Consider the following 22661-nt stretch of genomic DNA (forward strand, 5'->3'; position numbering starts at 1 on the left):
GCGACCGGGGTCAGCCCATCGATTCCATGTTCCTCGAGACCACCTCGATCGTGCGGGTGAGCTCGTCGGTGGGACTGAACTCGACGAGTTCGGTGCCGGCGTACAGGACCGGCGTGTGCCCGGGGCCGACGTGGTACGCATCCCCGGCCTCGAACGTCTCGTCGCCGTCGGCGGTCTTGTAGGTGACCTTCCCGCTGAACACGTACCCCCAGTGCGGGCACTGGCAGCGGTCGTCAGGCAGGCCTTTGAAGTACTCGGTGAGGTCGGCGTCGGCGGTGTAGGACTCGAACACCACCGTGTAGCCGGTGTCCAGCTCGGTGGCGTGGCCTTCATAGCCTTCGAGGCGGATGGTGTCCTCGGCTGTCGCCTTCGATGTCTTCGGCATGTCGTGCCTCCTCGGATCGCGAGGGCCTCTCTTCATCATCGCCCCAGACTCGGGCGACAGGCCGCGATCACCGAGATCGCGCCAGAGCACAGCAGCGGATGATCGGACCATTGGGGTTCGGGTCCGCCTCAGACCCCGGTGGCCGATCCGCAGGGAAAGGGGCCCGAAAGCCTCTTCCGTTCAACCTCGTCCGGAGTGGTGCCGGGCCCGGCGTACCGGCGGGCTCGGCACCGCTCCGGGAGCGATGAGCACTCGGGGTCAGGCGTCGGCACTGAACGCGCCCGCGTCCATCTCGAGGTGGCGGCCTTGGAAGGACTCCCTCAGGCGCCGGTCGTGGCTGACCAGGACCACCGTTCCCTCGTAGTCCTTCAGGGCCTCCTGCAACTGCTCGGCCAGGAGCGGGGACAGGTGGTTGGTCGGCTCGTCCAGGAGCAGGACGTCGACCGGCCGCGATACGAGCCTGGCCAATTCGAGGCGGCGGCGCTGGCCCACCGACAGCGCCGACACCTGGGTGCCGAACTGGTCGTGAGCGAACAGGCCCAGCCGGTCGAGCGCTTCGGCGTGCTCTTCGAGCGTGCCGACGCGGCCTTCGGCGAAGGCCCGCAGGACCGACTGGCGGCCTGAGCCCGGGCCCGCGAGCTGGCGCAGGTGGCCGATGGCGCCGCTGCGCTCGACCTCGCCTTCGTCCGGCTCGAGTTCGCCCGCGAGCACCCGCATCAAGGTGGTCTTCCCCGCTCCGTTCGGACCGGTGATCAGGATCCGCTCGCCTTGGGCGATCTGCAGCCCGTCCACCTTGAGCCGGTCGCCCACTCGGACGCCCTGCAGCGCCAAGGCGGTCGCCGTGGTGTCCGCACCGGTGGTCTTCAGGCCCGACTCGAACCGCATCGGCTCGGGCGGCTGCGGCGCCGGGTCGGCGCGCAGCCGTTCGAGCATCTGCTTCGCGACCCTGATGCGGCTGCCCGCACCGTGGTCGCGGTTGCGGGCCCGGAACGCGCCGGTGGACATGTTGGCCATCGGGAGCTTGCGCGGGATCGCGGCCATGCGGCCCGCGTTGTGGTCCACGATGCCCTCCTGACGGTCCACTTCGGCCTTCCAGGTGTCGAAGGCCTCCTGCGCCTGCCGGCGTTCGGTCTCCTTCGCGATGAGGTATCCGGCGTAGCCGTTGCCGTAGCGGCGGGCCTTTCGGTCGGCGACCTCGAGCATCGTCGTCGTGATCGCCTCCAGGAAGGCCCGGTCGTGGGTCACGGCGACCACGGTGCCGGGCCAGTCGCGCAGCTGCGCTTCCAGCCAGGTCACGGCGTCGTCGTCGAGGTCGTTCGACGGTTCGTCGAGCAGCAGGAGCGGGGGCCTGGCCGCGAGGGTCGCGGCCAGCATGAGCCGCGACCGCTCCCCGCCCGAGAGGGTCCCCAGGGGACGGTCCCGGTCGAGCCCTGGCAGGCCGAGGACTTCCAGCGCCCGGTCGACCCGGAGGTCGGCGTCCCAGCCTTCGCGGGATTCGAAGTGCGCCATGAGTTCGGCGTACCGCTCGCCTGCGGCCTCATCGCCGTCGGCGAGGTCGCGTTCGGTCTCGCGCATGTGCCGCTCGATCTCGCGCAGGTCCGCGAGGGCGAGGTCGACGGCGGCGGCGACCGTGTCGTGTTCAGGCAGGTCGAGCTGCTGCGGCAGGTAGCCGATGCCTCCAGGGGAGGTGATCGTCAGCTCGCCGTTGTCGGGCGACTCGACTTCGGCGATCAGCCGGAGCAGGGTGGACTTGCCGGAGCCGTTGTCGCCGATGATGCCGAGCTTCTCCCCCGGTTTGACGGCGAAGGTGACGCGGTCGAGGACGAGGTGGTCGGCATAGCGCTTAGTGATGTCTACAAGGGTCAGTTGGGCATGGCGGAACATGCGCGCCTCCGGAAAGCAGTCGTTCAGGAAAGGAAGGTGACCGGCACGCGCAAAGAGCTCATCGGCCTCATGGATTGCGATGCGTGCCTCGGCGGCCGTCGCGGAGCGCTGCTCTACGCGAGGGCCTGGCTGCTTTCTAAAGGAAGATCAACATCGTGCTCGATTGTAGCGGCCGTCGGGGCCGCGCGTCTAGACGAAGCAGGGCCCCGATGCGGTGAGTGCGCTCACTGCATCAGGGCCCGTTGGGTTCTCGCGGTCAGGACTGGGAGATGAAGCGGTCCATGACGTCGACGCCGAACTTGAGGCCGTCGAGCGGGACGCGCTCGTCGATGCCGTGGAAGAGGGCGGTGAAGTCGAGGTCGGCGGGGAGCTTCAGCGGGGCGAAGCCGAAGCAGCGGATGCCGAGGGTCGCGAAGGCCTTGGCGTCGGTGCCGCCCGAGAGCATGTACGGGACGGTGCGGGCGCCGGGGTCGGCCTGGCGGATCGCCTCGGCCATCGCGTCGACGAGGACGCCGTCGAAGGAGGTCTCGTAGCCGGGCTGGCGGATCTCGTACTCGAAGTCGATGCCGGGGCCGGCGAGTTCGCGGAGGATCGCCTCGAGCTCGTCGTTGCGTCCCGGGAGCGAGCGGCAGTCGATGACGGCGTCGGCGGTCGAGGGGATGACGTTGGTCTTGTAGCCGGCGTTGAGGCGGGTGGGGTTGGCCGTGTTGCGCAGGGTCGCGCCGATGAGGCGGGCGACCGGGCCGAGCTTGGCGACCGTCTCGTCGGGGTTGTTCGGGTCGAAGGCGATGCCGGTGAGTTCGGAGACGGATTCGAGGAACTGGCGCACGGTGGGGGTCATCTCGACCGGGAACTCGTGCTGTCCGATGTTGGCGACGGCGCGGGTGAGGCGGGTGACGGCGTTGTCGTCGTGGAGCATCGAGCCGTGGCCGGGGCGGCCGGTGGCGCGCAGGCGGAGCCAGTCGAGGCCCTTCTCGGCGGTCTGGACCACGTAGACCCGCAGGTCGTTGGGGAGGGTCACGGAGAAGCCGCCGACTTCGCCGACCGCTTCGGTGACGCCTTCGAAGACCTCGGGGTGCTGCTCGACCATGAAGCGGGCGCCGTAGTCGGAGCCGGCCTCTTCGTCGGCGGTGAAGAGGAGGACGAGGTCGCGCGGGGGGACCTTGCCGCGCCGCTTCCAGTCGCGCACGAGCGCGAGGAGCATGGCGTCGAAGTCCTTCATGTCGACCGCGCCGCGGCCGAAGAGGTAGCCGTCCTTGATCTCGCCGGAGAAGGGGTGGACGGTCCACTCACTGGCCTCGGCGGGGACGACGTCGAGGTGGCCGTGGAGGAGGAGGGCCCCGCGGGAGGGGTCGGCGCCGGGGAAGCGGCAGGCGACCGAGGCGCGGCCGGGCGCGGACTCGTAGATCTTGGCTTCGAGGCCGACTTCGGCGAGCTGCTCCGCGACGTACTCGGCGGCGGCGCGCTCGCCCTTCGCGGTCGCGTTGTCGCCGGTGTTGGTGGTGTCGATCCGGATGAGGTCGCGGGCGATGTCGACGACCTCGTCTTGCGGGCGGGGCGGGTTCGCGGTTTCAGCCATCTCTGAGTTCTATCAAGCCCTTGTAACGGTTCGTCGAGTGCGGTGGCGGGAGTGAAGGATGCGACTCCGGCTCGCCGGAGCCGGGCACTCCCGCCACCGCATCGCTACGACGCCGCTTGCGCGAGTCGCCTCGCGCGGTTCTTCTTGCGGCGCTTGGCGACGATCGGGCCCGCGAGGCGCGGTGCGAGCGGGCCTACGGCGGCCAGGATCAGCACGTACGCGGCGGCGACGGACCCCAGCGCGGGATTGAGGCCCGCCGTGACGCCGAGTCCGGCGATGACGATCGAGAACTCGCCGCGCGGCAGGAGCACGAGCCCGGCGCGGAGCTTGCCGGTGAACGCGGAGCCGGAGCGGCCCGCCGCCCACCAGCCGGTGGCGAACTTCGTCGCGATCGTGCAGACCGCCAGCGCGATGGCGACCGGGAGTACCGGTGGCAGCGCGGTCGGGTCGGTCTCGAGCCCGAAGTTGACGAAGAAGACCGCCGCGAACAGGTTCTTGAGCGGTTCCAGGGTCTCCTCGGCTTGGCGCGAGACCTCGCCGGAGAGCGCCATGCCGACGATGAACGCGCCGACGGCGGCCGAGACGTGCACCTTCTCCGCGAGTCCGGCGACGACGAGGACGATGCCCATGACCTTGAGCATGAGGATCTCGTCGTTCGGCGAGGCGAGGAACCGGGAGAGCAGGCCGCCGAAGCGGGAGGCGATGAGGAACGCCGCGGCGACGGCGAGCAGGGCGACGCCGAGGCCGACCGCGGCCTGCGCGAACGCGAGTCCGGCGAGGATCGTGGTGAGGATCGGCAGGTAGAGCGCCATGACCAGGTCTTCGGCCACGAGGAGCGCCAGAATGGTGGGCGTTTCGCGGTTGCCGAGCCAGCCGAGGTCGGAGAGGACCTTCGCGATGATGCCGGAGGAGGACACGTAGGTGACGCCGCCGAAGACGACGGCCGCGACGGGTCCCCAGCCGAGCAGGAGCGCGCAGAGCACGCCGGGCGTGGCGTTGAGGACGAGGTCGACGACGGCGCCGAGCCAGGAGGTCTTCATGGTGCCGAGCAGTTCGCGCGGCGTGTACTCCAGGCCCAGGGTGAACAGGAGCAGGACGACGCCCACTTCGGCGCCTACGTCGAGGAAGCCGGTGATGGCCTGCATCTCGTAGATGCCGCCGTGCCCGAAGGCGAGGCCGGCGAGGAGGTAGAGCGGGATGGCGGAGATGCCGAACTTGCCGGCGATCGCTCCGAGCAGACCGAGGGCTCCGATGAGGAGGCCGAGTTCAAGGAGGAGCTCGACGGTCCCGTGCATTATTCGAGACCGCGCAGGATCCGGTCGACGGCGTCGACGGCCTCTTGCGTCCCGATGGTCACGAGGCGGTCGCCTACGTGGAGGGTCGCGGAGGGGGGCGGCCCGGTGTCGACGCCGTCCGCGCGGACGATGGCGACGATGGAGGCGCCGGTGCGGGTGCGGGCGCGGGTGTCGCCGAGCGGGCGTTCGGCGTACGGGCTGGTGGCGTCGATCTTCAGCTGGCGGGAGACGAGGTTGTCGATCTCGTGGTGGAGGCGGTTGAGCTTCTCGACGATGCGGGCGCCGCCGAGGAGTTCGCCGATCGCAGCGGACTCGTCGGCGGAGAACACGATGCAGTCGAGCATCGAGTCGGGGTCGTCGGGGTCGTAGATGATGAAGTCGCGGCGGCCCTCGCGGTGGGCGACGATGCCTAGGCGCACATGGCGTTTGGTCTCGAATTCGAACCGCACGCCGATTCCGGGCAGCTCGGTGCGCTCCACGTCCACTGGTGTCACTCCTTTTGTGTGGGATACGCACCGAACCGTACAGCACCGGTGGGTCAGGAGGCCGGGATGACCGGCTCGGTCGCCTGGCGGACCGCGTTGAGGACCTGGTCGGGGACGCGGAGCCGCGCGTCGGTCGCGTAGCGTGAGCGGACTTCGGCGGCGGTGTCCGGGTCGGCGGTGGCGGCGGCGAGTTCGTCGAAGAGGGCGGTGAGGTCGGGGCCGATCTCGTCCTCGGGTTCGGGCATGCGGCCCCAGACGTCCCACGGCAGCAGCTCCATGTTGGACAGGGAGGCGACGTCGCGGATGAGGTTCGCCGCGATCCACCAGGGCCCGGACTCGCCGGGGATGCCGGGGAGCCCGCACTTGTCAGCGTCGAGCTCCCCCGCGCGGTAGGCGGTCCAGGCCTGCCCGGCGACGACGAACCGGTCGCGGGGGACGTCGGCCGGGTCGAAGTCGAGCCCGAACTCCTTCACCTGGACCGGGTCCATTTGGGCGTCCGAGAGGATCCAGCGTTCGCCGTTCCAGTGCTCGGCGACCCAGTGGTCGATGTGCCAGTCGGCGTCCGGGAAGTAGTTGCCGAAGCCGCAGCGGGCGCGGGCGGGGACGCCGTGGGCGCGGAGGGCGGCGACGGTGAGGAGGGTGAAGGTGCGGCAGGTGCAGGCGAAGCGGCGTTCCGGTTCGCGTGGTTCGGCCAGGGGCCGTCGATCTTCGGTGAGGATGCGGTCGAGGATGCCGGTGGTCTCCCGGAAGTGCGCGGTGTCCTTGCGGTCTTCGGGGAGCTCGAAGCCGTAGAGGCCGGTCAGGGCCTGGTGCACGAGGAGGCCCTGCACTGCGGCGAGGATGCCGCGGATGTCGCCAGGGACGGACAGCAGCGCGTCGCGGTGTGCGCCGGCGTCGGTGAGCGGGCCGGGCTGGGTGTAGTAGGCGAGGCATTCGTTGGCGCTCATGGCGTCCCTTCCGTAGAGGATGCACCGAAGCCTACGGAGATTCATGCCCCTGGTTCCAAATTCAATCGCACAAATGTACGGGCTGAGATTTGTGGGTATTTTGAGCGCCCCGGCCGCTGAGCGGCCGGGGCCTCATGTCCGATCAGGCGGCGTCGATGCGGACCTTGACGCGCTTCTTCTCGTACTCGGCGGTGGCGGTGTAGCCGGGGAGGTCGAGCACGACCTCCGCGAACGTGCCTTTCACCTCTTGGGCCTTGATGACCGGGAGGTCCACGCCCGCGGTGGGCGGGCGCTGCGGGTCGAGGGCGATCCGCAGGACCGCGCCCGCACCGAGGGTGACCTTCTTGTCGACGTCCAGGGCGGGCTCGTCGCCGTCGTTCAGCACCACCTGCAGGGTCGCGTTCGACTGGGCGAGCGCGCGCAGTTCGAGCCGCCCGGTGTCGACCGCGAGCGTGCCGCCGGTGACGGTGACGCCGCCCTTGCCGAGGGCGTTCGCCGAGGCGGCCCGGAGGGTGCCGGCCTGCAGGGCCACACCGCCGGAGAAGGCGTTGTCGCCGGCGAGGGTCAGGGAGCCGGTGCCGGCCTTGGTGAGCTTGCCGGTGCCGCCGATGTCCCCGCGCCAGGTGTCGGCGGCGTGGAACCCGCCCTTGGCGGCGTCCATGGTGACCGTGAGGTCGGCGTCGAAGCGGCCGTAGCCGTCCGCGGCGGCGAAGTAGTCGAGGCGGCCCCACTGCTCGGGGCCGTCGAGGATCGGGTAGCCGGCCTTGAGGGCGGTGGTGCGCAGGACCTCGCGGCGCTGCTCGGCGTCCAGATAGGGCAGGCGCGTCTCCAGGAGCACCTCAGCGCCCTTGGGAACGGTCATCGGCGTGTCGGAGCGGTCGCGCTCGAGGATGTAGGTCAGGCGCGGCAGGTAGGCGGCGCGGTTGGCCTCGCGGTCGGCGTACCGGTCGGTGTCGACGCCTTCCCGGTGGGCGTACGCGGGCAGTTCGTCGGCGGTGACGCCGGTGACCGCCGTGAAGTAGGCCAGGGCCTGCTCGCGGGCGGCGGCCTTGAGCTCGGCGTTGATCGGATTGTGGAGGGTCGCGGCGGCCAGCGCGGTGCCGAGGACGCGGCCGCCGATGACGTCGAGCGGGGAGTGCATGCCGGCGACGATGCGGGAGTCGCCGATCTCGGCGGCGCGGGTGAGGAGTTCCTGGAAGCGCTCGGGGACGGCGTAGGCGTACGCGAAGGCGGCCATCCAGGCGGCGTTGGTGTGGCCGGAGGGGAAGCCGCCGTCCTCGGCGGGCTTGTCGGAGCGCTGGCGCAGGAGCTGCGGGGCGCCCTGCACTTCGGACTCGTAGGCGGGGACGCCGAGGACGGGGATGCCGCCGGTCTCGACGACTTCGCTGTCGCGGTTCATGCGCCAGGGCCGGGGGTAGAGGTAGGCGAACTTGCTGGGGTTGGAGGAGGTGAACTCGCCGCGGACGGCGTTGACGAGCTGGGCGACCTTGCCGAGGTCGGAGTCGGTGGCGCCGGAGCCGACGGCCGATCCGGCGGGGGCGCCGGCGGGGACCTTGTCGTCGATCTTGCCGGCGGGGACGCCGTCGGGGGCGTTGGTGATGGCGGTGACGGCTTTCGCGCCGGTCTTGTAGGCGGCTTCGAGGGGGCCGAGGCCGCCGATGGCGCTGTAGCTCTGGTGCTGGCGGTCGAAGATGAACGACTGCTTGGCTTCGGCGTCGGTGCGGGCGCCGGTGGTCTCGGCGCAGTGGTCCATGTTGGCGCGGAGGGTGTCGTCGTCGAGGACGGTGCCGTTGTTCCAGGCGGGGCCGGTCTGCCAGAGGTCCTGCATGCCGCTGAGGACGCGGACGGCGGCGTTGGTCTCGGGGGTGGTGTTGGCGTTGATGTTGGTGGAGTAGGTGTCGACGAAGGCGGGGCCGTCGTACTGGGCCCACTGCGTGCGCGGGGCCGTCGTCGCAGTTGATTCTACTGTGGACTGGAGCGCGCTAGTCGTCTCACCTGCGGCGGCGGGATCGGCGGCGACCGCGGCCGCGACGATGCCGGCCGAGCCGGCGAGGAGGGTGCGGCGGCCGATCGTGTGCTGTTGTCCTGGCATCTTGTGCTCGTTTCGGTGCGGAGGGCCAAGCCTCGCGGACTCGGGGGCGGCGCCGCGGGAGTTGATTGCGAGCATCACTCTCGCGCTGCGCGGTGAACGGATCGTAGCGGGCCGGTGAGCACGGGCTGCACGATGGCTAACGGTTGCTGGAGACGGCGAAGCCCCGGCCGCACCCCGGCCGGGGCTTCGCGCTCGGGACTACTGGGTCAGGCCGCCGTTGAGGGCTTCCTGCTCCACTTCGAGCGTGACCGCGTCGGAGGCGGCCAGGCCCGCGGCGTTCACGATGTCGAACATCTTGCGGCCCATGACGGCGTGGGCCTGGACGGCCGGGTGGGTCGCCCCGTAGTTGCCCCAGTGGTCGGTGTACTGGGCCATGAACGAGTAGACGAGGGCCGGGGCCCCCGAGGCGCTGTAGACCACGCCCGACTCGCTGCGGGTGGCGTCGTCCGCGCCGTACTTCATGGCGACGCGGGCGCGCTCGACCGAGGACATGTTGCGGCGGAACCCGTCGTGGTAGCCGCTGAGGCCCTTCAGGATGTTGAGGAAGAAGCTCGTGCTCCCCGTGGAGAGCAGCTCGCCCTTGGCGAGGCGGGTGAGCAGGAGGTTGGTCTCGTAGGTGGAGGTGTCGCCGAGCCACATGCGGTTCGGGTTGGCCGGGTTGGGGATGACGCGTGTGGCGGTGAAGCCCTTCGCCGCCAGCGTCTCGTTGATCTCGGCGGGCGGGCAGACCAGGCCGCACAGCCGCACCGAGGTGTTGTCCGAGGTCAGCAGCATCGCGACGAGAATGTTCGCGACGGTGATCTCGTCGCCGTACGCGGTCTGGTGGAAGTAGAAACCCGAGCCGGTGAGGATGATGTCGGGCGTGAGGGTGATCCGGTCGTCCAGGGCGAGCTCGCCGCGGTCGATCTTGTCGAGCACGCCGAGGGCGATGCCGAGCTTGTTGATGCTCGCGGCCGTCTTGACGGCCCGCGAGCTGTGGTCCACGGCCACCACCGGCGCGGACGTGCCGTTCAGGAGGGTGACATAGCCCTGCCAGGTGCCTCCGGCCTTGGCGATCTCGGTGTTGTAGACCGACTTGATCTGGGAGGCGGTCGTGACGGCGGCCTGCGTGGTCGCCTGCTCCGCGTGCGCGGTCGAGGCGGCGCCGAGGACGGCCCCGCCGGCAGTGACTGCGGCACCGAGCTTGATTACATCGCGTCGTTCCATGGTCGCCTTCCGTTGGCTTGCAAGGGTGTTGAGGGATGTCCATCATTGGTACGCGCGGAGGGGGCCGAGCGGTTGTCTCCGATCAGAACGAAGTGGACTCGAGGAGTCCGATCGCGGCGCTCCGGTGGCCGTTCGCGCTGAGGAGCCCGGCCGGGGCGAGCCGGTAGTCGGCGTCGATCGCGAAGCGGGCGTCCTTCGGCGGCCTGACACCGCCGGAGGTGTCGGCGCCGACCGCTTCGCGCAGCCACGCGGCGGCGCCGGGATCGCGGCGGAGGATGCCGCCGGAGCCGACCACGAGGCTCACGGCGGCGAGGTCCTTGCCGCCGCGGAGCGGTTCCTGGGGGCCGCCGATGCGCTCGCCGCGGGCGTGCCGCCGCACCGCGATGCGGGCGGCGAGCGCACTCAGCTCCGCGTCGTCGGCCGGGTCGGCGGCCCGGAATGCCGGGTTCGCGGCGCGCAGGCGGGCGGCCTCGGGAAGGCCCCAGCCCATGGCGAGGTCCTCCTCGTCGGCGGCCTCGGTGATGCCCACGGCGGTGTGGCGGACGCCGAGGTCGCCTTCGACGGTCCTTGAGCGCCAAGCGGTCCCGGCCACCTCGGCGCGCGGGCCCTCGCGTTCGGCGTCGGGGGTGAGCACCGAGTAGACGTCCGTGGTCGCACCGCCGACGTCGACCACGAGGAGATCCGCGCCGGTGACCTCGGCGAGGAGCTCCACCCCGGTCAGCACGGCGTCCGGTGTGGCGGCCTTGACCAGCCGGGTGAAGTCGGCGCTGGCGGAGAGGTGCTTCCCGCTGATCACGTGCCGCAGGAACACCTCGCGGAGCGCGGTGCGGGCGGGCACGGGGTTGAGGACGCCGATGCGCGGCAGGACGTTCGCCACCCGCGTGGTGTCGATGCCAGCCCCGGTGAGGAGCTTCGCGAGATCGTCCGCGGCGTTCGCGTTGCCCGCCAGGACCACCGGTGTGCGCAGACCCGACTCGGCGAGGGCTTCGGCGTGCGCGCGCAGGGCGGTCTCGTCGCCGCCGTCGGTGCCTCCGGCCAGGAGGATCACGTCCGGGCGGGCGCCGGCGAGTTCGACGAAGTCGCCCGCGTCGAGGTTCCCGGCGCGCACGTCCACGACCCGGGCGCCGGCGCTGAGCCCGGCCCGGTAGGCGGCGCGGGCGGTGACCAGGGGCTCGTTGCCGATCACGGCGAGGCGCAGGCCCCCGCCCGCGGAGGAGCAGACGAGGGTGTCGATGACCTCGGCGCCCTTGGGGGTGGCCTCCTCGGCGGCGGCGCGGAGGCCGTCCATCACATCGGTGCCGATCGTGGTCGGGCGCGAGGCCGTGCCGAGGAGGTCGCCGGTGTCCGCGTCGACGGCGGCGGCCTTGGTGTAGGTCGATCCGACGTCGACGCAGACGACGGCGCCGCTCACGGCACGACCACAGTGCCCGTGGCCGTGGTCGCGATGATCGGCTCCTCCAGTACGGACGCAGCCGAATCGCCGCGTGCGGGGTCGGCGCGGCAGACGACGCTGAGCGTGAACTCCACGGTGCGGCTGCGGCGGCCGGTGCGCACCACCGTGGCGGTGGCCTCGACGACGTCGCCGGCCTTCACCGGCGCTTTGAACTGGACGTCCGCGTAGGAGGCGAACAGGCCCTCGTCGCCGTCGGTGATGATGCACAGCTCGGTCGCCACGTCGCCGAACATGCCGAGGCCGTACGCGCCGTCGACGAGGTCCCCGCCGTAGTGGGCGTGGCTGTAGGGGATGTAGCGGCGGTGGGTGACGGTGGTGCCGTTGTGGTCGGTCATGCTGCGTTCTCCCTACTGGTGACGAGCCGGTGGACGAGGTACGAGGCGACATCGGAGGGCGTGGTGCCACGGGTGAAGATCCGGTCGACGCCGAGCTCGGTCGCGGCGCCCTCGTCGAAGCGGGGCCCGCCGACGACGAGGAGCGGGCGGCGGCCCGGCGGCAGGGCCTCGCGGAAGGCCGCGGCCATCTCGCGGGTGTTGTGCAGGTGGGCGTCCTTCTGGGTGACGACCTGGCTGACCAGCACCGCGTCGGCCTCCTCGTCGACCGCGCGGTTGACGAGGTCGGGCACCGCGATCTGCGCGCCGAGGTTCACGACCCGCAGCTCGCGGTAGTACTCCAGGCCCTTCTCCCCCGCGACGCCCTTGATGTTGAGGATCGCGTCGATGCCCACGGTGTGCGCGTCGGTCCCGATGCAGGCGCCGACGACGCAGAGCTTGCGGCCGAGCCGCTCGCGGATGGCGTCGTTGACCTCCTTGGGGCTCAGGTGCGGGTAGTCCTTCTCGACCACCTTGACCTCGTCGAGGTTGACCAGGTGCGTGGACGCCCCGTAGACGACGAAGAACGTGTAACCGTCGCCGATCGGCTTGGCGTGCACCAGCATCGCGCCGTCGAGGCCCATCTTGGCGGCGAGCTGGAGGGCCGCGCCCTCGGCGCGCTTGTCGTGCGGGACGGGCAGGGTGAAGGAGAGCTGCACCATGCCGTCGCCGGTGGTGTCCCCGTAGGGCCTGACGATGCGGCTCATCGGGCGGCCTCCATCGGTGCGTCCTGGTCGGGGCTGGTCCTGTCCAGCTCCTCCGCTGCCGGGTTCCAGTAGTCCTCGGCGCGCTTCGCGACGCCGTCGAGGCCGCGGCCGCCGTCGGCGGGGCGCTTCATGATGCCGAAGGTGCCGTCGGCGATGGCGTCGAGTAGGCCGTCGTCCACGATCTTGCCGAGCAGCTCGACGGCCTCGCCGAGCACCTGGTTCGCGCGGTCGGCGATGAAGCCGTCCTTGGGCGGGTGAAAGTCCTCGGCGAGCCCGGCGCAGGCGCTGAGCACGTAGCGGACGTTCTGGAGCGCGATGTCGCGGTCGGAGAGCCAGGGGGTGACGACCGCTTCGGTCATCATGCCCACCAAGAGGATCGACTGCCCGGTCATGACCCCGGCGAGGTTGAAGAACCCGTCGAGGAGGTTGCCGCGGAACACGTCGCCGGTCATGTGCTTCGTGGGCGGCATCCACTTCAGCGGCGCGTCCGGGAACAGCTGCCGGGCCAGGAGCGCGTGCGCGAGTTCGAGCCGGAACGACTCGGGCACTTCGGGGTTGATCTCGAAGGCGTGCCCGAGTCCGAGCAGCGGGTCCGGGAGCCCGGCCTCGTGCGCGAAGCGCTCGTTGAGCAGCTGCGAGACGGTCACGGTGTGGGCGGCCTCGACCGCGTCGGCCGTGGTCAGGTAGTTGTCCTCGCCGGTGTTGATGATGATCCCGGCGCGGGCGTGCACCTGCCGCGAGAAGCGCTGGTCCACGAAGGTGCGGATCGGGTTGATGTCGCGGAACAGGATGCCGTACATCGAGTCGTTGAGCATCATGTCGAGCCGGTGCATCCCCGCCAGCGCGGCGATCTCGGGCATGCAGAGCCCGGACGCGTAGTTGGTGAGGCGGATGTAGCGGCCGACCTCGCGCGAGGTCTCGTCCAGGGCGGCGCGCATGAGGCGGAAGTTCTCGCCGGTGGCGTAGGTGCCGGCGAAGCCCTCGCGGGTCGCGCCTTCGGGGACGTAGTCCAGGAGGGACTGCCCGGTGGAGCGGATGACGGCGATGACGTCGGCTCCGGCCTTGGCGGCGGCCTGGGCCTGCGGGATGTCCTCGTAGATGTCGCCGGTGGCGACGATGAGGTAGATCCAGGGGCGCTGGGGCGGGTCGCCGATCTCGGCGACGAGTTCGTCTCTGCGTCCTCGGGACCGGTCGATGCGGTCGAAGCCGTGCTGGACGGCGGCCGTGGCGCGTTCGCGGGCGGTGCGGGCGTCGTTTCCGGTGGGGAGGGTGAAGCGGACCCCGTCCGCGGCGGCGGCGTGGGCGAGGCGGTCGAGGTCGGGGAAGTCCTTGAGCGCGTGGAAGACCGGGAGTGCGATGCCGTGTTCGATGCCGACCTGCTCCTGGACGGCGTCGGCGAGGCGGTTGACCCAGGGGATGCCGTCGGGGTCGGCGCCGGTGAGTCCGGCGAGGCGGAGGGTGGCGCGTTCGACGGAGACGGTGGTGTGGCTGCGGGCCAGGTCGACGACGGGCTGCGCGGCTTTCGCGGCGAGGCGGCGGGCCTGGGCGACGACGGCGGGGTCGAGCGGGAGTTCGGCGGCCATCTAGTCCTCAGCCTTCCCGACTCGGTCGATGAAGAGGTCCTTCAGGTGCGGGTTCGCTCTGAGGAGGTGGACGGCGTAGTCGGCGTGGCCGGGTACGTAGCCGTTGCCGATGAGCATCTCGACGTCGGCGGCGAGTCCTTCGGCGCCGAGGGCGGCGGCCGGGAAGGACGTGGCCATGGAGAAGAAGACGACGGTGCCGCCGGTGGCGGTGGCGAGGATGGCGCCGTGCTCGCAGCCGGGCACGTCGACGCAGACCACGGTGACGTCGGCCCCGCGGCCGTCGAGGGCGTCGTTGACCTTCTTGGCGAGGCGGAGGGGGTCGGTGGCGTCGGCGATGACGATCTCGTCGGCGAGGCCGGAGCCGCGCAGCTGGGCGTCCTCGATCTCGTCGCGGACGACGGCGACGACCTTCGCGGCGTGGGCGTCCCGGGCGGCGGCGAGCGAGAGCGAGCCGGACTTCCCGGCGGCGCCGAGGACGGCGACGCTGGTGGTGGCGTGGGGACGGCGGGCGACGACGCGTCGCACGAGCGCGGGGGCGCCGCACACGTCGAGGACGGCGAGCGCGAGGTGCTCGGGCAGGTCGTCGGGGAGGACCGCGGCGATGGAGCGGGCGAAGAGGATCGCGTGCCCGCTGGTCGGAACCTGCTCGGATTGACCGTCCCAGCGCATCAAACCGTCATCAATGCGCAGCGGCGTGAGCGTGAGCGAGACGAGGGTGGCGACCTTCTGGCCGGGTTTGAGGCCCAGCGGGGAGCGGGGCCCGACGGCGTCGACGGTGCCGATGAGCATGCCGCCGGAGCCGGTGACGGGGTTGTGCATCTTGCCGCGGCGCTCGATGATGGCGCGCACCTCGTTCCGGATCGCCTCGCCGTCGCCGCCGTGGGCGGTGTGGAGCTGCCGGTAGGAGGCCGCGTCGAGGTTGAGGCGCTCGACGCTGATGCGGACCTCGTCGTCGGCGATCTCGGGGTCGGGGTCGAGCCGGTCGGCCGCTTGTGGCAGCGCTCCGGCGGGGCTGACGACTCGGTGCGATCCGACCGGTGAGCCTTTCGACATCGTTGCCGCCCTTCTTGTAGCAGGGAATTTATGGAGTCTCAATATGCGGGACCTAGCGCACTACAGTAACGGAAGGTTATCCTCGTCACAAGGACGGTCATCCCCGTCTGCGAGGTTTCCCCGGGCCAACAGCCCGGACATGGAGGTGAGAAGGTGTCGGATCGACCGACGGGAGACACAGCGCCCGTGATCGAGCAGCCCTACCAGTACCGGCGTCGCAGGCTGGAGGAGCCCGACTGGACGCGGTTCCCCGGCTGGGCGGACGTGACCGAGGCCGACTGGGCCTCGGCGCAGTGGCAGCGCGTGCACTGCGTCAAGAACGTCAAGCAGCTCCGGGAGGTCGTGGGCGACCGGCTCCACGAGTCGTTCTACGAGGACCTCGCCGCCGACATGGAGCGTTCGGCGACCATGTCGATGCTGCTGCCGCCCCAGATGCTCAACACGATGGCGCCGCACGTCGAGGAGACCGGCGCGGGCTCGTGGACGGACGCGTTCTACGCGGACCCCGTGCGCCGCTACATGCTCCCGGTCGCCTCCGACCGCCACCCCGACTGGCCCTCGCACCCGTTCGCGGCCCGCGACTCGCTGCACGAGCACGACATGTGGGCCGTCGAAGGCCTCACCCACCGCTACCCGACGAAGGTGCTCGCCGAGCTGCTCTCGACCTGCCCCCAGTACTGCGGGCACTGCACCCGCATGGACCTCGTCGGCAACTCCACGCCCACAGTGGACAAACGGCGGCTCGCGCTCAAACCGGTCGACCGGCAGACGGCGATCCTCGACTACCTCGACTCGCACCCGGGCGTGCGGGACGTGGTCGTCTCCGGCGGCGACGTGGCCAACCTGCCGTGGAAGCAGCTCGAGCGGTTCCTCGACCGGCTCCTGGACGTGGAGACCATCCGCGACATCCGCCTGGCCACCAAGGCGCTCATGGGCCTGCCGCAGCACTGGCTGCAGGACGAGATCGTCGAAGGCATGGCCCGCGTCGCCAAGCGGGCGGCCGGGCAGGGCGTCAACCTCGCGATCCACACGCACATCAACCACGTGAACTCGGTGACCCCGGCCGTGGCGAAGGCCGCGGCGGCGATGCTCGACGCGGGCGTGCGGGACGTGCGCAACCAGGGCGTGCTCATGCGCGGCGTCAACGACACCCAGGCGGACCTGCTGGACCTGTGCTTCGCCCTGCAGGGCGAGGCGAACATCCTCCCGTACTACTTCTACATGTGCGACATGATCCCCAACGCCGAGCACTGGCGCACCTCCGTCGCCCAGGCGCAGGAGCTGCAGACGGCGATCATGGGGTACCTGCCCGGGTACGCGACGCCGCGGATCATCTGCGACGTGCCGATGGTCGGCAAGCGCTGGGTCCACCAGCTCTCCGAGTACGACCGCGAACTCGGCATCTCCTACTGGACCAAGAACTACCGGACCTCGATCGAGGCCGACGACCCCGACGCCCTCACCCGCCGGTACCCGTTCTACGACCCGATCGACACGCTGCCCAAGGCGGGCCAGCAGTGGTGGGCGAACATGCACGCGCCGGTGCGCGCCAAGGAGGACGGCGACGCGGCCGCCGCGCGGTCCCGGCAGGCCGCGGCCCGCCAGGACGCGGCTGCGGAGGTCGCATGACCGGCACCCTCATCACGGTGGCGCCCACCGGGGCCGAGGTCGACAAGGCCGAGGTCCCGGCGCTGCCGGTGACGCTGGACGAGCTGGTCGACACCGCGAAGCGGTGCGAGCAGGCCGGGGCGTCGATCATCCACGTGCACCTGCGCGACGACGACGCCCGGCCGACCCTCGACCCGGTGCGGCTGCGCGACGCCGTTGCAGCCCTTCGGGACACGACCGACCTCATCGTGCAGCTCTCGACGGGCGGCTCGGTGCGCGACGGCGAGGAGGCCCGCCTCGCGGTGCTCGACGCCGAACCGGACATGGCCTCCTGCACCATGGGGACCGTGAACTTCGGCGACGACGTCTTCATGAACCGGTGGGCGTTCATCACCGAACTGCACCGGCGCATGCAGGAGCGGGCGGTCGTGCCCGAGTACGAGCTGTTCGACCTGGGGCACCTCTCGGCGCTCGAGCGCTTGCTGGACAAGGAGGGGCTGCCGTTCGGCGGGCACGTGCACGTGGACTTCGTGCTGGGCGTGCCGGGCGGCGCGGCCGGCGACGCCTCCACGGTGACCGCGTTCGCCGAGGGCGTGCGCCGGTACCTGCCCGAGGGGACCACGTTCTCGGCCACCGGCATCGGCAGGACGACGCTCCCGGTCATGTTCGCCTCACTGGCCCACGGCGGGCACCTGCGGGTGGGCATGGAGGACACGGTGTCGTTCGCGAGACGGCGGGCGGTCACCGGCAACGACCAGCTGGTAGAGCGCGCGGCGGCAGCGGCGGCGCTGGCGCAGCGGCCGGCGATCACCACCGTCGAGGCCCGCAAGCTCCTGCGGATGCGCGACGCCGACTGATTAGTGTGGACGCATGACCGTCCTCGACCCCCGACGCACTGCCGTCGTCCTGGTGGACCTGATGCCGAGACTCCTCGGACTGGAACTCGAACCGCGTCCCGGAACCGCCGTGCTCGACACCGCGCTCGCCCTGGCCGAGGGCGCCCGTTCAGCGGGCGCCCCGGTCGTGGCGATCCGGGTGGAGCGCCCCAACGTGGACGAGCAGCCACCGGGCAGCGAACTGGCCGAGCCGATCGCGAAGGCCGCCGATGCCGTCGTGGTCAAGCGCAGCATCGGCGGCTTCTACGGCACCGACTTCGACGCGGTCCTGCGCGGACATGGGGCCGAGACGCTGGTGATGGCCGGGATCATGTCGAACCTCGGAGTGGAGTCGACCGCGAGGGCGGCCTCCGACCACGGGTACGAGCTGGTCTTCGTCGAGGACGCGATGAGCGCCCTGAGCAGCGCCGAGCACGAGGCCGCGATCGGCCTCAACCTGCCCCGCTTCGGCGAGGTGGCGCGCCTGTCCGACCTGGGCTGGCGGACCACCGCCTGACGAGTACGGCGAAAGGCCCGGCCGCGGCGGCCGGGCCTTTTCGTGACGTCCGGGATGCTCCTAACGGCTGCTCTCGATCTTCTTGAGACCCGCCATCAGGTCGTCGAGGTTCATGACGGGCGTCATCTCCACCTTCGCGTTGAACCCCTCGAACAGCGGCTCGACGAGCGGCGGGATGCTCGCGGTGTCCTCGAGGTCGAAGAACAGCATCATGCCCCGCATGCCGTCCTGCGGAAAGAAGTAGGCGGCTTCGGGGCGTACCCGATCCATGAGGGTCTTCAGGTTCGTCTGCATCCCCCCGTCGATGATCGCCTTGTTGCCCGCTTCGACCGGTATCTGCACTTTCAGACAGACTCGCATATGACTCATCCTCCTGGTGGCCGCTCCGGCGGGCCGCGCGTCGGGCGGCACCCGCACCGGGCGACGCCTTCATCACACCGCCCCTGGGCGACCCCTGTCCGGCTTTCCGAAATACCCTCATGGGCCTGCCGAACGGAGCGCAACGTGCTAGCGGCCGTTTGCGAGCCGGCCTGCCGCTCGACTCACTTGAGCGGCGCCGCCCGTCCCGCCGAAATCTCGGCTGTCACGGGCACGTCGTGGTCGACGACCGAAGGCGGACACGACTGCGGTCCGCACCGGGGCACGGAGCGGACCGCGTCGTCGATCGGATGGGCACCGGTTCGCGGTCAGTCGCGCCAGCGGCGGCGACCGACCCCCGAAAGGATCCCTCCGATTGCGATGTAGACCAGGGCTGCAATGCCGTAGTTGACGACGGCGCGCACCTTCGGGTCCTCGATCTGGGTGAACATGTCCTTGAACAGCCAGGCGAACCAGTTGGCGAGATCGCCGACGAAGTCGACCAGCGGGTTGTGGGGATTGGCCTCCAGGAGGATGAAGGCCAGGTGCAGCACGATGATCAGGGCAATGAAATAGAAGACCGCCGAGATGATGTGCACGACGACGGGGTTGTGGCGTGTGGCGACGTAAGGCATGGCGATTCCATTCGGGTCGATGATCTGTCGCTCTTGGACTCAGGGGTATCCCGCTGAGGTGCAGTGCAAACGGAAACGGCGGGCTCGGCGGGGTCGGAAAGCCGACGGCTTTATGCGCTTTTCGAGATACCGGCCGACCGGTAAGCTTGGGTCCCATGCCTTCCAGACCTCGCGCCGGGACAGGGGCCCCGCCCCCGGAACGGCCGCTCACCCCGCTGCGCCTCCTCACCGGCCTCGCCCGGCCGCATACCGGCCGGATCGCGTTGGGCGCGTTGTTCTTCCTCCTCGCAGGCGGCGCGTCGATGTCGCAGCTGTGGATGCTCGGCCGGGTCGTCGACGACGGCCTCATCGCCCGCGACGGCGGCGCCTTCGCGTTCTGGTTGGCGCTCATGGCGATCGCCGTCACCGCGCAGCCGACGTTCTGGGTGCTCGGCTTCCGGCGGTTCAACGGCGCCGACGCCGCGAACCAGCGGGTCATCGTCCAGCGCCTCACCGACCACCTCAACACGGCCGGAACCGGTGTGCGAGGGCGCGTCTCGGCGGGAGAGCTGGTGAACCTGCCCAGCGAGGACATGCGGAAGGCGGCCCACTCCGTCACCGAGGTCGGGTTCCTCACCAACAACCTCGCCATGTTCGTCATCGGCTCGGCCCTGGTGTGGTCGATCCATCCGCTGCTGGGCGCCATCGTGATCGCCGGCAGCGTCGTCACCGCCCTCGTCGCCGGGCCGCTCCTCAAGCGCCTCCAGCGCCGCCAGGCCGACTACCGGGACATGATCGGCGGCCTCACCGCGCAGGCGGCCGACATCGTCGGCGGCCTCCGGGTGCTCCGCGGCATCGGCGGGGACCTGATGTTCACCGCGCGGTACCGGGAGCAGTCGACGGCGCTGCGCGACCGCGGCTACGACGTGGCGAACTCCAGCTCATGGATCCACGCGCTGCGCAGCTCGATGCCGATCGTGTTCGTCGCGGCCATCACCTGGGTCGGCGCGCTCCTCGTCGTCGGCGGCTCGCTCACCATCGGCGGCCTCGCCTCGGCGTTCAGCTTCGCGACGATCTTCATCGCCGTCTCGGGGAACTTCATCATCTCCGCGAACTACCTGGTCGCGAGCTGGGTGGCCGCCGGCCGCCTCACCCGGTTCCTCGCCGTTTCGACCGATGTGGACGATCAGGGGGCGCTCCGCGGCGAAGGCGGCGAACTGCGCGACCCCGACTCGGGCCTCGCGGTCCCGGGCACCGGGCTCACCGTCCTCGTCACCGCTGAGACCGCCCCGGCCATGGAAGCCTGCGAGCGGCTGGCCCGCTACCGCGACTCCGGAGCCGTGTGGGGTCCGAACCCCTTGGAGGCGTACGCACTCGCAGACGTGCGCGAGCAGATCATGCTGCTCACCGACGAGGACTACCTCTTCGAAGCGACGCTCGCCGAGACCCTGCGGGTCGGCCCCGACGCGGCGTCGACCGCGCTCGCGACCGCCTGCGCCGGCGACGTGCACACCGCCCTCGGCGGCTCCTTCGACGGGCGCATCGCCGAAGGCGGACGCAACCTCTCGGGCGGCCAGCGCCAGCGACTGCGGCTCGCCCGCGCGCTCGCGGCCGAACCGCGGGCCCTGCTCGCGGTCGAGCCGACGTCGGCGGTGGACTCGCACACCGAGTCGCTCATCGCCGCGCGCGTCGCCGCCGCCCGCGCGGCCCTGTCGACACTCGTGGTGACGGCCTCGCCGCTGTGGCTGGCCCACGCCGACCGCGTGGTGTGGATGGTCGAGGGCAAGGTCCATGCCACCGGATCGCATGCGGAGCTGCTGGCCGACCCCGAGTACCGCCGTCTCGCATCGCACCGTGAATCCACTGACGGCGGGCTGCGCCGAGGAGAGGAGTCCGCATGAGCGCCACCGAGACTCGAGCGCGCCTGCCGATCGCGAACCCGGCGCAGGTGCGGCGGGCGTTCCTGGAGCTCCTCGCCGCGGACAAGGGCCCGGCCGTGCAGGTCCTGGTCATGTACACGCTCGCGGCCGGGTTCAGCGTCGCCGTGCCGGTCCTGCTGGGCCGGGTCGTCGACGGCATCGGCGCGGGCTGGGGCGCGGGCGACGTCAACCTGTGGTGCGGGGTCATCCTCGCCTGCGTCGGCGTCCAGTTCGTGTTCAGCCGCCTGGGCCGGCGCGCGGGCTACCGGTTCGGCGAGCGGGCGGCCGCGCGGCTGCGCGAGGACGTCGTGGCCCGGGTACTCGGACTGCCGCTCGACCGGGTCGAGCAGGCCGGGCGCGGCGACCTGGGCACCCGGACGGCCTCTGACGTCAACACGGTCGCTGATCTGCTGCGCGACAACGGACCCACGATAGTGACCTCGCTGATCGAGGTGCTCGTGCTGTACATCGCGCTGTTCGTGGTCGATCCGCTGCTGGGCCTGGTGTCGCTGCTGACACTGCCGCCGCTGGTGCTCGCGGCGCGCCGGTACCTGCGCCAGGCGAACGTGGTGTTCACCGCGCAGCGCGCGGCCATGAGCGAGGCGGCCGAGACCCTGTCCGCGTCGGGCAGCGGGGCCCGAACGGTGGCGGCGCTCGCGATGCAGGAGGAGCGGCGCGCGCTCGGGTACGAGCGGGGCGCGACCCTGTTCGAGCGGTTCATGCGGCTCATCCGGCTCCAGGTGGAGTTCTTCTTCCTGCTGCTGTGGCTCAACCGGATGCAGCTGCTCATCACGATCGTCGCCGCGGGCCTGTGGTACCTCGAGGGCGGCTTGAGCCTCGGCACGGCGATCGCGGCGATCACCGTCGTCGTGCGCATCGCCAACCCCACCAACGGCGTCATGATCCACCTCAGCGAGTTCCAGCAGGGCTCGGCCGCGCTCGCGCGGATCACGGGCGTCGGGCTCATCGAGGCCGCGCCCCGCGAGGCCGAACCGGACGGGACCGACCTGGCCCTCGACACCGTGACCTTCGGTTACGGCGACGGCCCTGATGTGCTGCACGGCCTCAGCCTCCATCCGGCGCAGGGCGAGCGGCTGGTCGTGGTCGGGCCTTCCGGGGCGGGGAAGTCGACGATCGCGCGGCTCCTCGCCGGGATCGACCGGCCCCGCACCGGCACGGCCACGCTCGGCGGGGTCCCGGTGTGCGACATCGCGGTCGAGGAGCTGCGGCGCCGCGTGGTGCTGGTGACCCAGGAGCACTACGTGTTCACCGCGACCCTGCGGGAGAACCTGATCCTGGCCGCGCCCGAGGCGGACGACGCGCGGCTGGTCGGGGCGCTGCGGCGCGTCGACGCCGGGTGGGCCGTCGCGGCCGGGCTCGACACCGTGCTTGGCCCCGAGCACCGGGCGCTGACCACGGCCGAAGCGCAGCAGATCGCGCTCGCCCGCGTCGTCATCGCGGACCCGCCGATAGTGATCCTCGACGAGGCCACGGCCGGGATCGACCCGGCCAGCGCGGGCAATGTGGAGGCCGCGCTGGCGGCGGCGCTCGCGGGCCGCACGGTCATCGCGATCGCGCACCAGTTGCAGGCGGCGGCGTCGGCCGATCGGATCGCGGTGGTCGAGGACGGCCGGATCGCGGAGGAGGGCACGCACGAGGCGCTCCTCGCGGCGGGCGGGGTGTACGCCGGGCTCTGGCACGCGTGGCAGGGCGAGTGATCCGGGTTGCCCG

20 protein-coding genes are annotated in these 22661 nt (G+C 71.1%); 5 read left to right on the forward strand and 15 right to left on the reverse strand.

All coding sequences use genetic code 11. The features are described from left to right. Nucleotides 1–10: 10 nt before the first annotated feature. The 13 genes from QWI33_RS21895 to kdd all read right to left on the reverse strand — a co-directional run bounded on the left by QWI33_RS21895 (nucleotide 11) and on the right by kdd (nucleotide 15040). Entirely contained in the window at nucleotides 11–385 is a 375-nt protein-coding gene (locus tag QWI33_RS21895) for a cupin domain-containing protein (RefSeq protein ID WP_289959044.1), read from the reverse strand. 258 nt (nucleotides 386–643) lie between these two features. After that, nucleotides 644–2269: a ribosomal protection-like ABC-F family protein gene (gene abc-f, locus QWI33_RS21900; protein WP_289959045.1), complete on the reverse strand. Its 1626-nt coding sequence runs from the start codon at nucleotides 2267–2269 to the stop codon at nucleotides 644–646. Between the two features lie 256 nt (nucleotides 2270–2525). After that, nucleotides 2526–3848, reverse strand: a complete 1323-nt coding sequence (locus QWI33_RS21905; protein ID WP_289959046.1) for a M20/M25/M40 family metallo-hydrolase — start codon at nucleotides 3846–3848, stop codon at nucleotides 2526–2528. Nucleotides 3849–3952: 104 nt separating this feature from the next. Beyond that, nucleotides 3953–5143: a cation:proton antiporter gene (locus QWI33_RS21910; protein ID WP_289959047.1), complete on the reverse strand. Its 1191-nt coding sequence runs from the start codon at nucleotides 5141–5143 to the stop codon at nucleotides 3953–3955. Further along, nucleotides 5143–5628, reverse strand: coding sequence for a cation:proton antiporter regulatory subunit (locus tag QWI33_RS21915; RefSeq protein WP_289959048.1), 486 nt, complete (start codon nucleotides 5626–5628; stop codon nucleotides 5143–5145). Before QWI33_RS21915 ends, QWI33_RS21910 begins: the two co-directional genes overlap by 1 nt. Nucleotides 5629–5681: 53 nt before the next feature. Beyond that, nucleotides 5682–6575: a transglutaminase domain-containing protein gene (locus QWI33_RS21920; protein ID WP_289959049.1), complete on the reverse strand. Its 894-nt coding sequence runs from the start codon at nucleotides 6573–6575 to the stop codon at nucleotides 5682–5684. 142 nt (nucleotides 6576–6717) lie between these two features. Next, nucleotides 6718–8667 carry a phosphatase PAP2 family protein gene (locus tag QWI33_RS21925; protein ID WP_289959050.1) on the reverse strand — a complete coding sequence of 650 codons (1950 nt, stop codon included), beginning with the start codon at nucleotides 8665–8667 and terminating at the stop codon, nucleotides 6718–6720. Nucleotides 8668–8865: 198 nt separating this feature from the next. Next, nucleotides 8866–9873 carry a serine hydrolase gene (locus QWI33_RS21930; RefSeq protein ID WP_289959051.1) on the reverse strand — a complete coding sequence of 336 codons (1008 nt, stop codon included), beginning with the start codon at nucleotides 9871–9873 and terminating at the stop codon, nucleotides 8866–8868. Between the two features lie 82 nt (nucleotides 9874–9955). Then, on the reverse strand, nucleotides 9956–11284 hold the full coding sequence (locus tag QWI33_RS21935) for a glutamate mutase L (protein WP_289959052.1): 1329 nt from the start codon (nucleotides 11282–11284) through the stop codon (nucleotides 9956–9958). After that, on the reverse strand, nucleotides 11281–11661 hold the full coding sequence (gene kal, locus QWI33_RS21940; protein WP_289959053.1) for a 3-aminobutyryl-CoA ammonia lyase: 381 nt from the start codon (nucleotides 11659–11661) through the stop codon (nucleotides 11281–11283). Before kal ends, QWI33_RS21935 begins: the two co-directional genes overlap by 4 nt. Then, nucleotides 11658–12404, reverse strand: coding sequence for a lysine 5,6-aminomutase subunit beta (gene kamE, locus QWI33_RS21945; protein ID WP_289959054.1), 747 nt, complete (start codon nucleotides 12402–12404; stop codon nucleotides 11658–11660). The genes kal and kamE overlap by 4 nt, the downstream gene beginning before the upstream one ends. Then, nucleotides 12401–13987, reverse strand: coding sequence for a lysine 5,6-aminomutase subunit alpha (gene kamD, locus QWI33_RS21950; protein WP_289959055.1), 1587 nt, complete (start codon nucleotides 13985–13987; stop codon nucleotides 12401–12403). Before kamD ends, kamE begins: the two co-directional genes overlap by 4 nt. Continuing rightward, nucleotides 13988–15040 (reverse strand): L-erythro-3,5-diaminohexanoate dehydrogenase, encoded by a 1053-nt coding sequence (gene kdd / locus QWI33_RS21955; RefSeq protein WP_289959056.1) that lies wholly within the window; start codon nucleotides 15038–15040, stop codon nucleotides 13988–13990. Nucleotides 15041–15226: 186 nt separating this feature from the next. On the opposite strand from kdd, the gene QWI33_RS21960 reads away from it, so the two are divergent. Genes QWI33_RS21960 through QWI33_RS21970 form a run of 3 tightly spaced genes read left to right on the forward strand, consistent with a single transcriptional unit; the run spans nucleotide 15227 to nucleotide 18040 of the window. After that, on the forward strand, nucleotides 15227–16669 hold the full coding sequence (locus QWI33_RS21960; protein ID WP_289959057.1) for a KamA family radical SAM protein: 1443 nt from the start codon (nucleotides 15227–15229) through the stop codon (nucleotides 16667–16669). Next, entirely contained in the window at nucleotides 16666–17505 is an 840-nt protein-coding gene (locus QWI33_RS21965; protein ID WP_289959058.1) for a beta-keto acid cleavage family enzyme, read from the forward strand. The genes QWI33_RS21960 and QWI33_RS21965 overlap by 4 nt, the downstream gene beginning before the upstream one ends. A gap of 13 nt (nucleotides 17506–17518) precedes the next feature. Continuing rightward, nucleotides 17519–18040, forward strand: coding sequence for an isochorismatase family protein (locus QWI33_RS21970; protein ID WP_289959059.1), 522 nt, complete (start codon nucleotides 17519–17521; stop codon nucleotides 18038–18040). 60 nt (nucleotides 18041–18100) lie between these two features. On the opposite strand, the gene QWI33_RS21975 is transcribed toward QWI33_RS21970, so the two are convergent. Both QWI33_RS21975 and QWI33_RS21980 read right to left on the reverse strand, forming a co-directional pair. Next, the gene (locus tag QWI33_RS21975) at nucleotides 18101–18457 is read right to left on the reverse strand and encodes a hypothetical protein (protein ID WP_289959060.1); all 357 of its coding nucleotides are present in this window, start codon (nucleotides 18455–18457) and stop codon (nucleotides 18101–18103) included. Nucleotides 18458–18726: 269 nt separating this feature from the next. After that, entirely contained in the window at nucleotides 18727–19032 is a 306-nt protein-coding gene (locus QWI33_RS21980) for a hypothetical protein (RefSeq protein ID WP_289959061.1), read from the reverse strand. Between the two features lie 155 nt (nucleotides 19033–19187). Between QWI33_RS21980 and QWI33_RS21985 the strand changes: the two genes are divergently transcribed. Continuing rightward, a complete protein-coding gene (locus QWI33_RS21985; RefSeq protein ID WP_289959062.1) occupies nucleotides 19188–20912 on the forward strand; it encodes an ABC transporter transmembrane domain-containing protein in 1725 nt (574 codons plus the stop codon). Further along, a complete protein-coding gene (locus tag QWI33_RS21990; RefSeq protein ID WP_289959063.1) occupies nucleotides 20909–22648 on the forward strand; it encodes an ABC transporter ATP-binding protein in 1740 nt (579 codons plus the stop codon). The genes QWI33_RS21985 and QWI33_RS21990 overlap by 4 nt, the downstream gene beginning before the upstream one ends. Nucleotides 22649–22661 lie beyond the last annotated feature (13 nt).

The organism is Glycomyces tritici, from assembly GCF_030403505.1.

What these genes read in the sequence shown, in the direction of transcription:
- QWI33_RS21965 (WP_289959058.1), top strand. Translation starts at nt 16,666, where the DNA reads ATGACCGGCACCCTCATCACGGTGGCGCCCACCGGGGCCGAGGTCGAC.
- QWI33_RS21905 (WP_289959046.1), bottom strand. Translation starts at nt 3,848, where the DNA reads ATGGCTGAAACCGCGAACCCGCCCCGCCCGCAAGACGAGGTCGTCGAC.
- QWI33_RS21990 (WP_289959063.1), top strand. Translation starts at nt 20,909, where the DNA reads ATGAGCGCCACCGAGACTCGAGCGCGCCTGCCGATCGCGAACCCGGCG.
- QWI33_RS21925 (WP_289959050.1), bottom strand. Translation starts at nt 8,667, where the DNA reads ATGCCAGGACAACAGCACACGATCGGCCGCCGCACCCTCCTCGCCGGC.
- QWI33_RS21970 (WP_289959059.1), top strand. Translation starts at nt 17,519, where the DNA reads ATGACCGTCCTCGACCCCCGACGCACTGCCGTCGTCCTGGTGGACCTG.
- kamD (WP_289959055.1), bottom strand. Translation starts at nt 13,987, where the DNA reads ATGGCCGCCGAACTCCCGCTCGACCCCGCCGTCGTCGCCCAGGCCCGC.
- QWI33_RS21895 (WP_289959044.1), bottom strand. Translation starts at nt 385, where the DNA reads ATGCCGAAGACATCGAAGGCGACAGCCGAGGACACCATCCGCCTCGAA.
- QWI33_RS21980 (WP_289959061.1), bottom strand. Translation starts at nt 19,032, where the DNA reads ATGCCTTACGTCGCCACACGCCACAACCCCGTCGTCGTGCACATCATC.
- kal (WP_289959053.1), bottom strand. Translation starts at nt 11,661, where the DNA reads ATGACCGACCACAACGGCACCACCGTCACCCACCGCCGCTACATCCCC.
- QWI33_RS21920 (WP_289959049.1), bottom strand. Translation starts at nt 6,575, where the DNA reads ATGAGCGCCAACGAATGCCTCGCCTACTACACCCAGCCCGGCCCGCTC.
- QWI33_RS21930 (WP_289959051.1), bottom strand. Translation starts at nt 9,873, where the DNA reads ATGGAACGACGCGATGTAATCAAGCTCGGTGCCGCAGTCACTGCCGGC.
- QWI33_RS21910 (WP_289959047.1), bottom strand. Translation starts at nt 5,143, where the DNA reads ATGCACGGGACCGTCGAGCTCCTCCTTGAACTCGGCCTCCTCATCGGA.
- QWI33_RS21985 (WP_289959062.1), top strand. Translation starts at nt 19,188, where the DNA reads ATGCCTTCCAGACCTCGCGCCGGGACAGGGGCCCCGCCCCCGGAACGG.
- kdd (WP_289959056.1), bottom strand. Translation starts at nt 15,040, where the DNA reads ATGTCGAAAGGCTCACCGGTCGGATCGCACCGAGTCGTCAGCCCCGCC.
- abc-f (WP_289959045.1), bottom strand. Translation starts at nt 2,269, where the DNA reads ATGTTCCGCCATGCCCAACTGACCCTTGTAGACATCACTAAGCGCTAT.
- kamE (WP_289959054.1), bottom strand. Translation starts at nt 12,404, where the DNA reads ATGAGCCGCATCGTCAGGCCCTACGGGGACACCACCGGCGACGGCATG.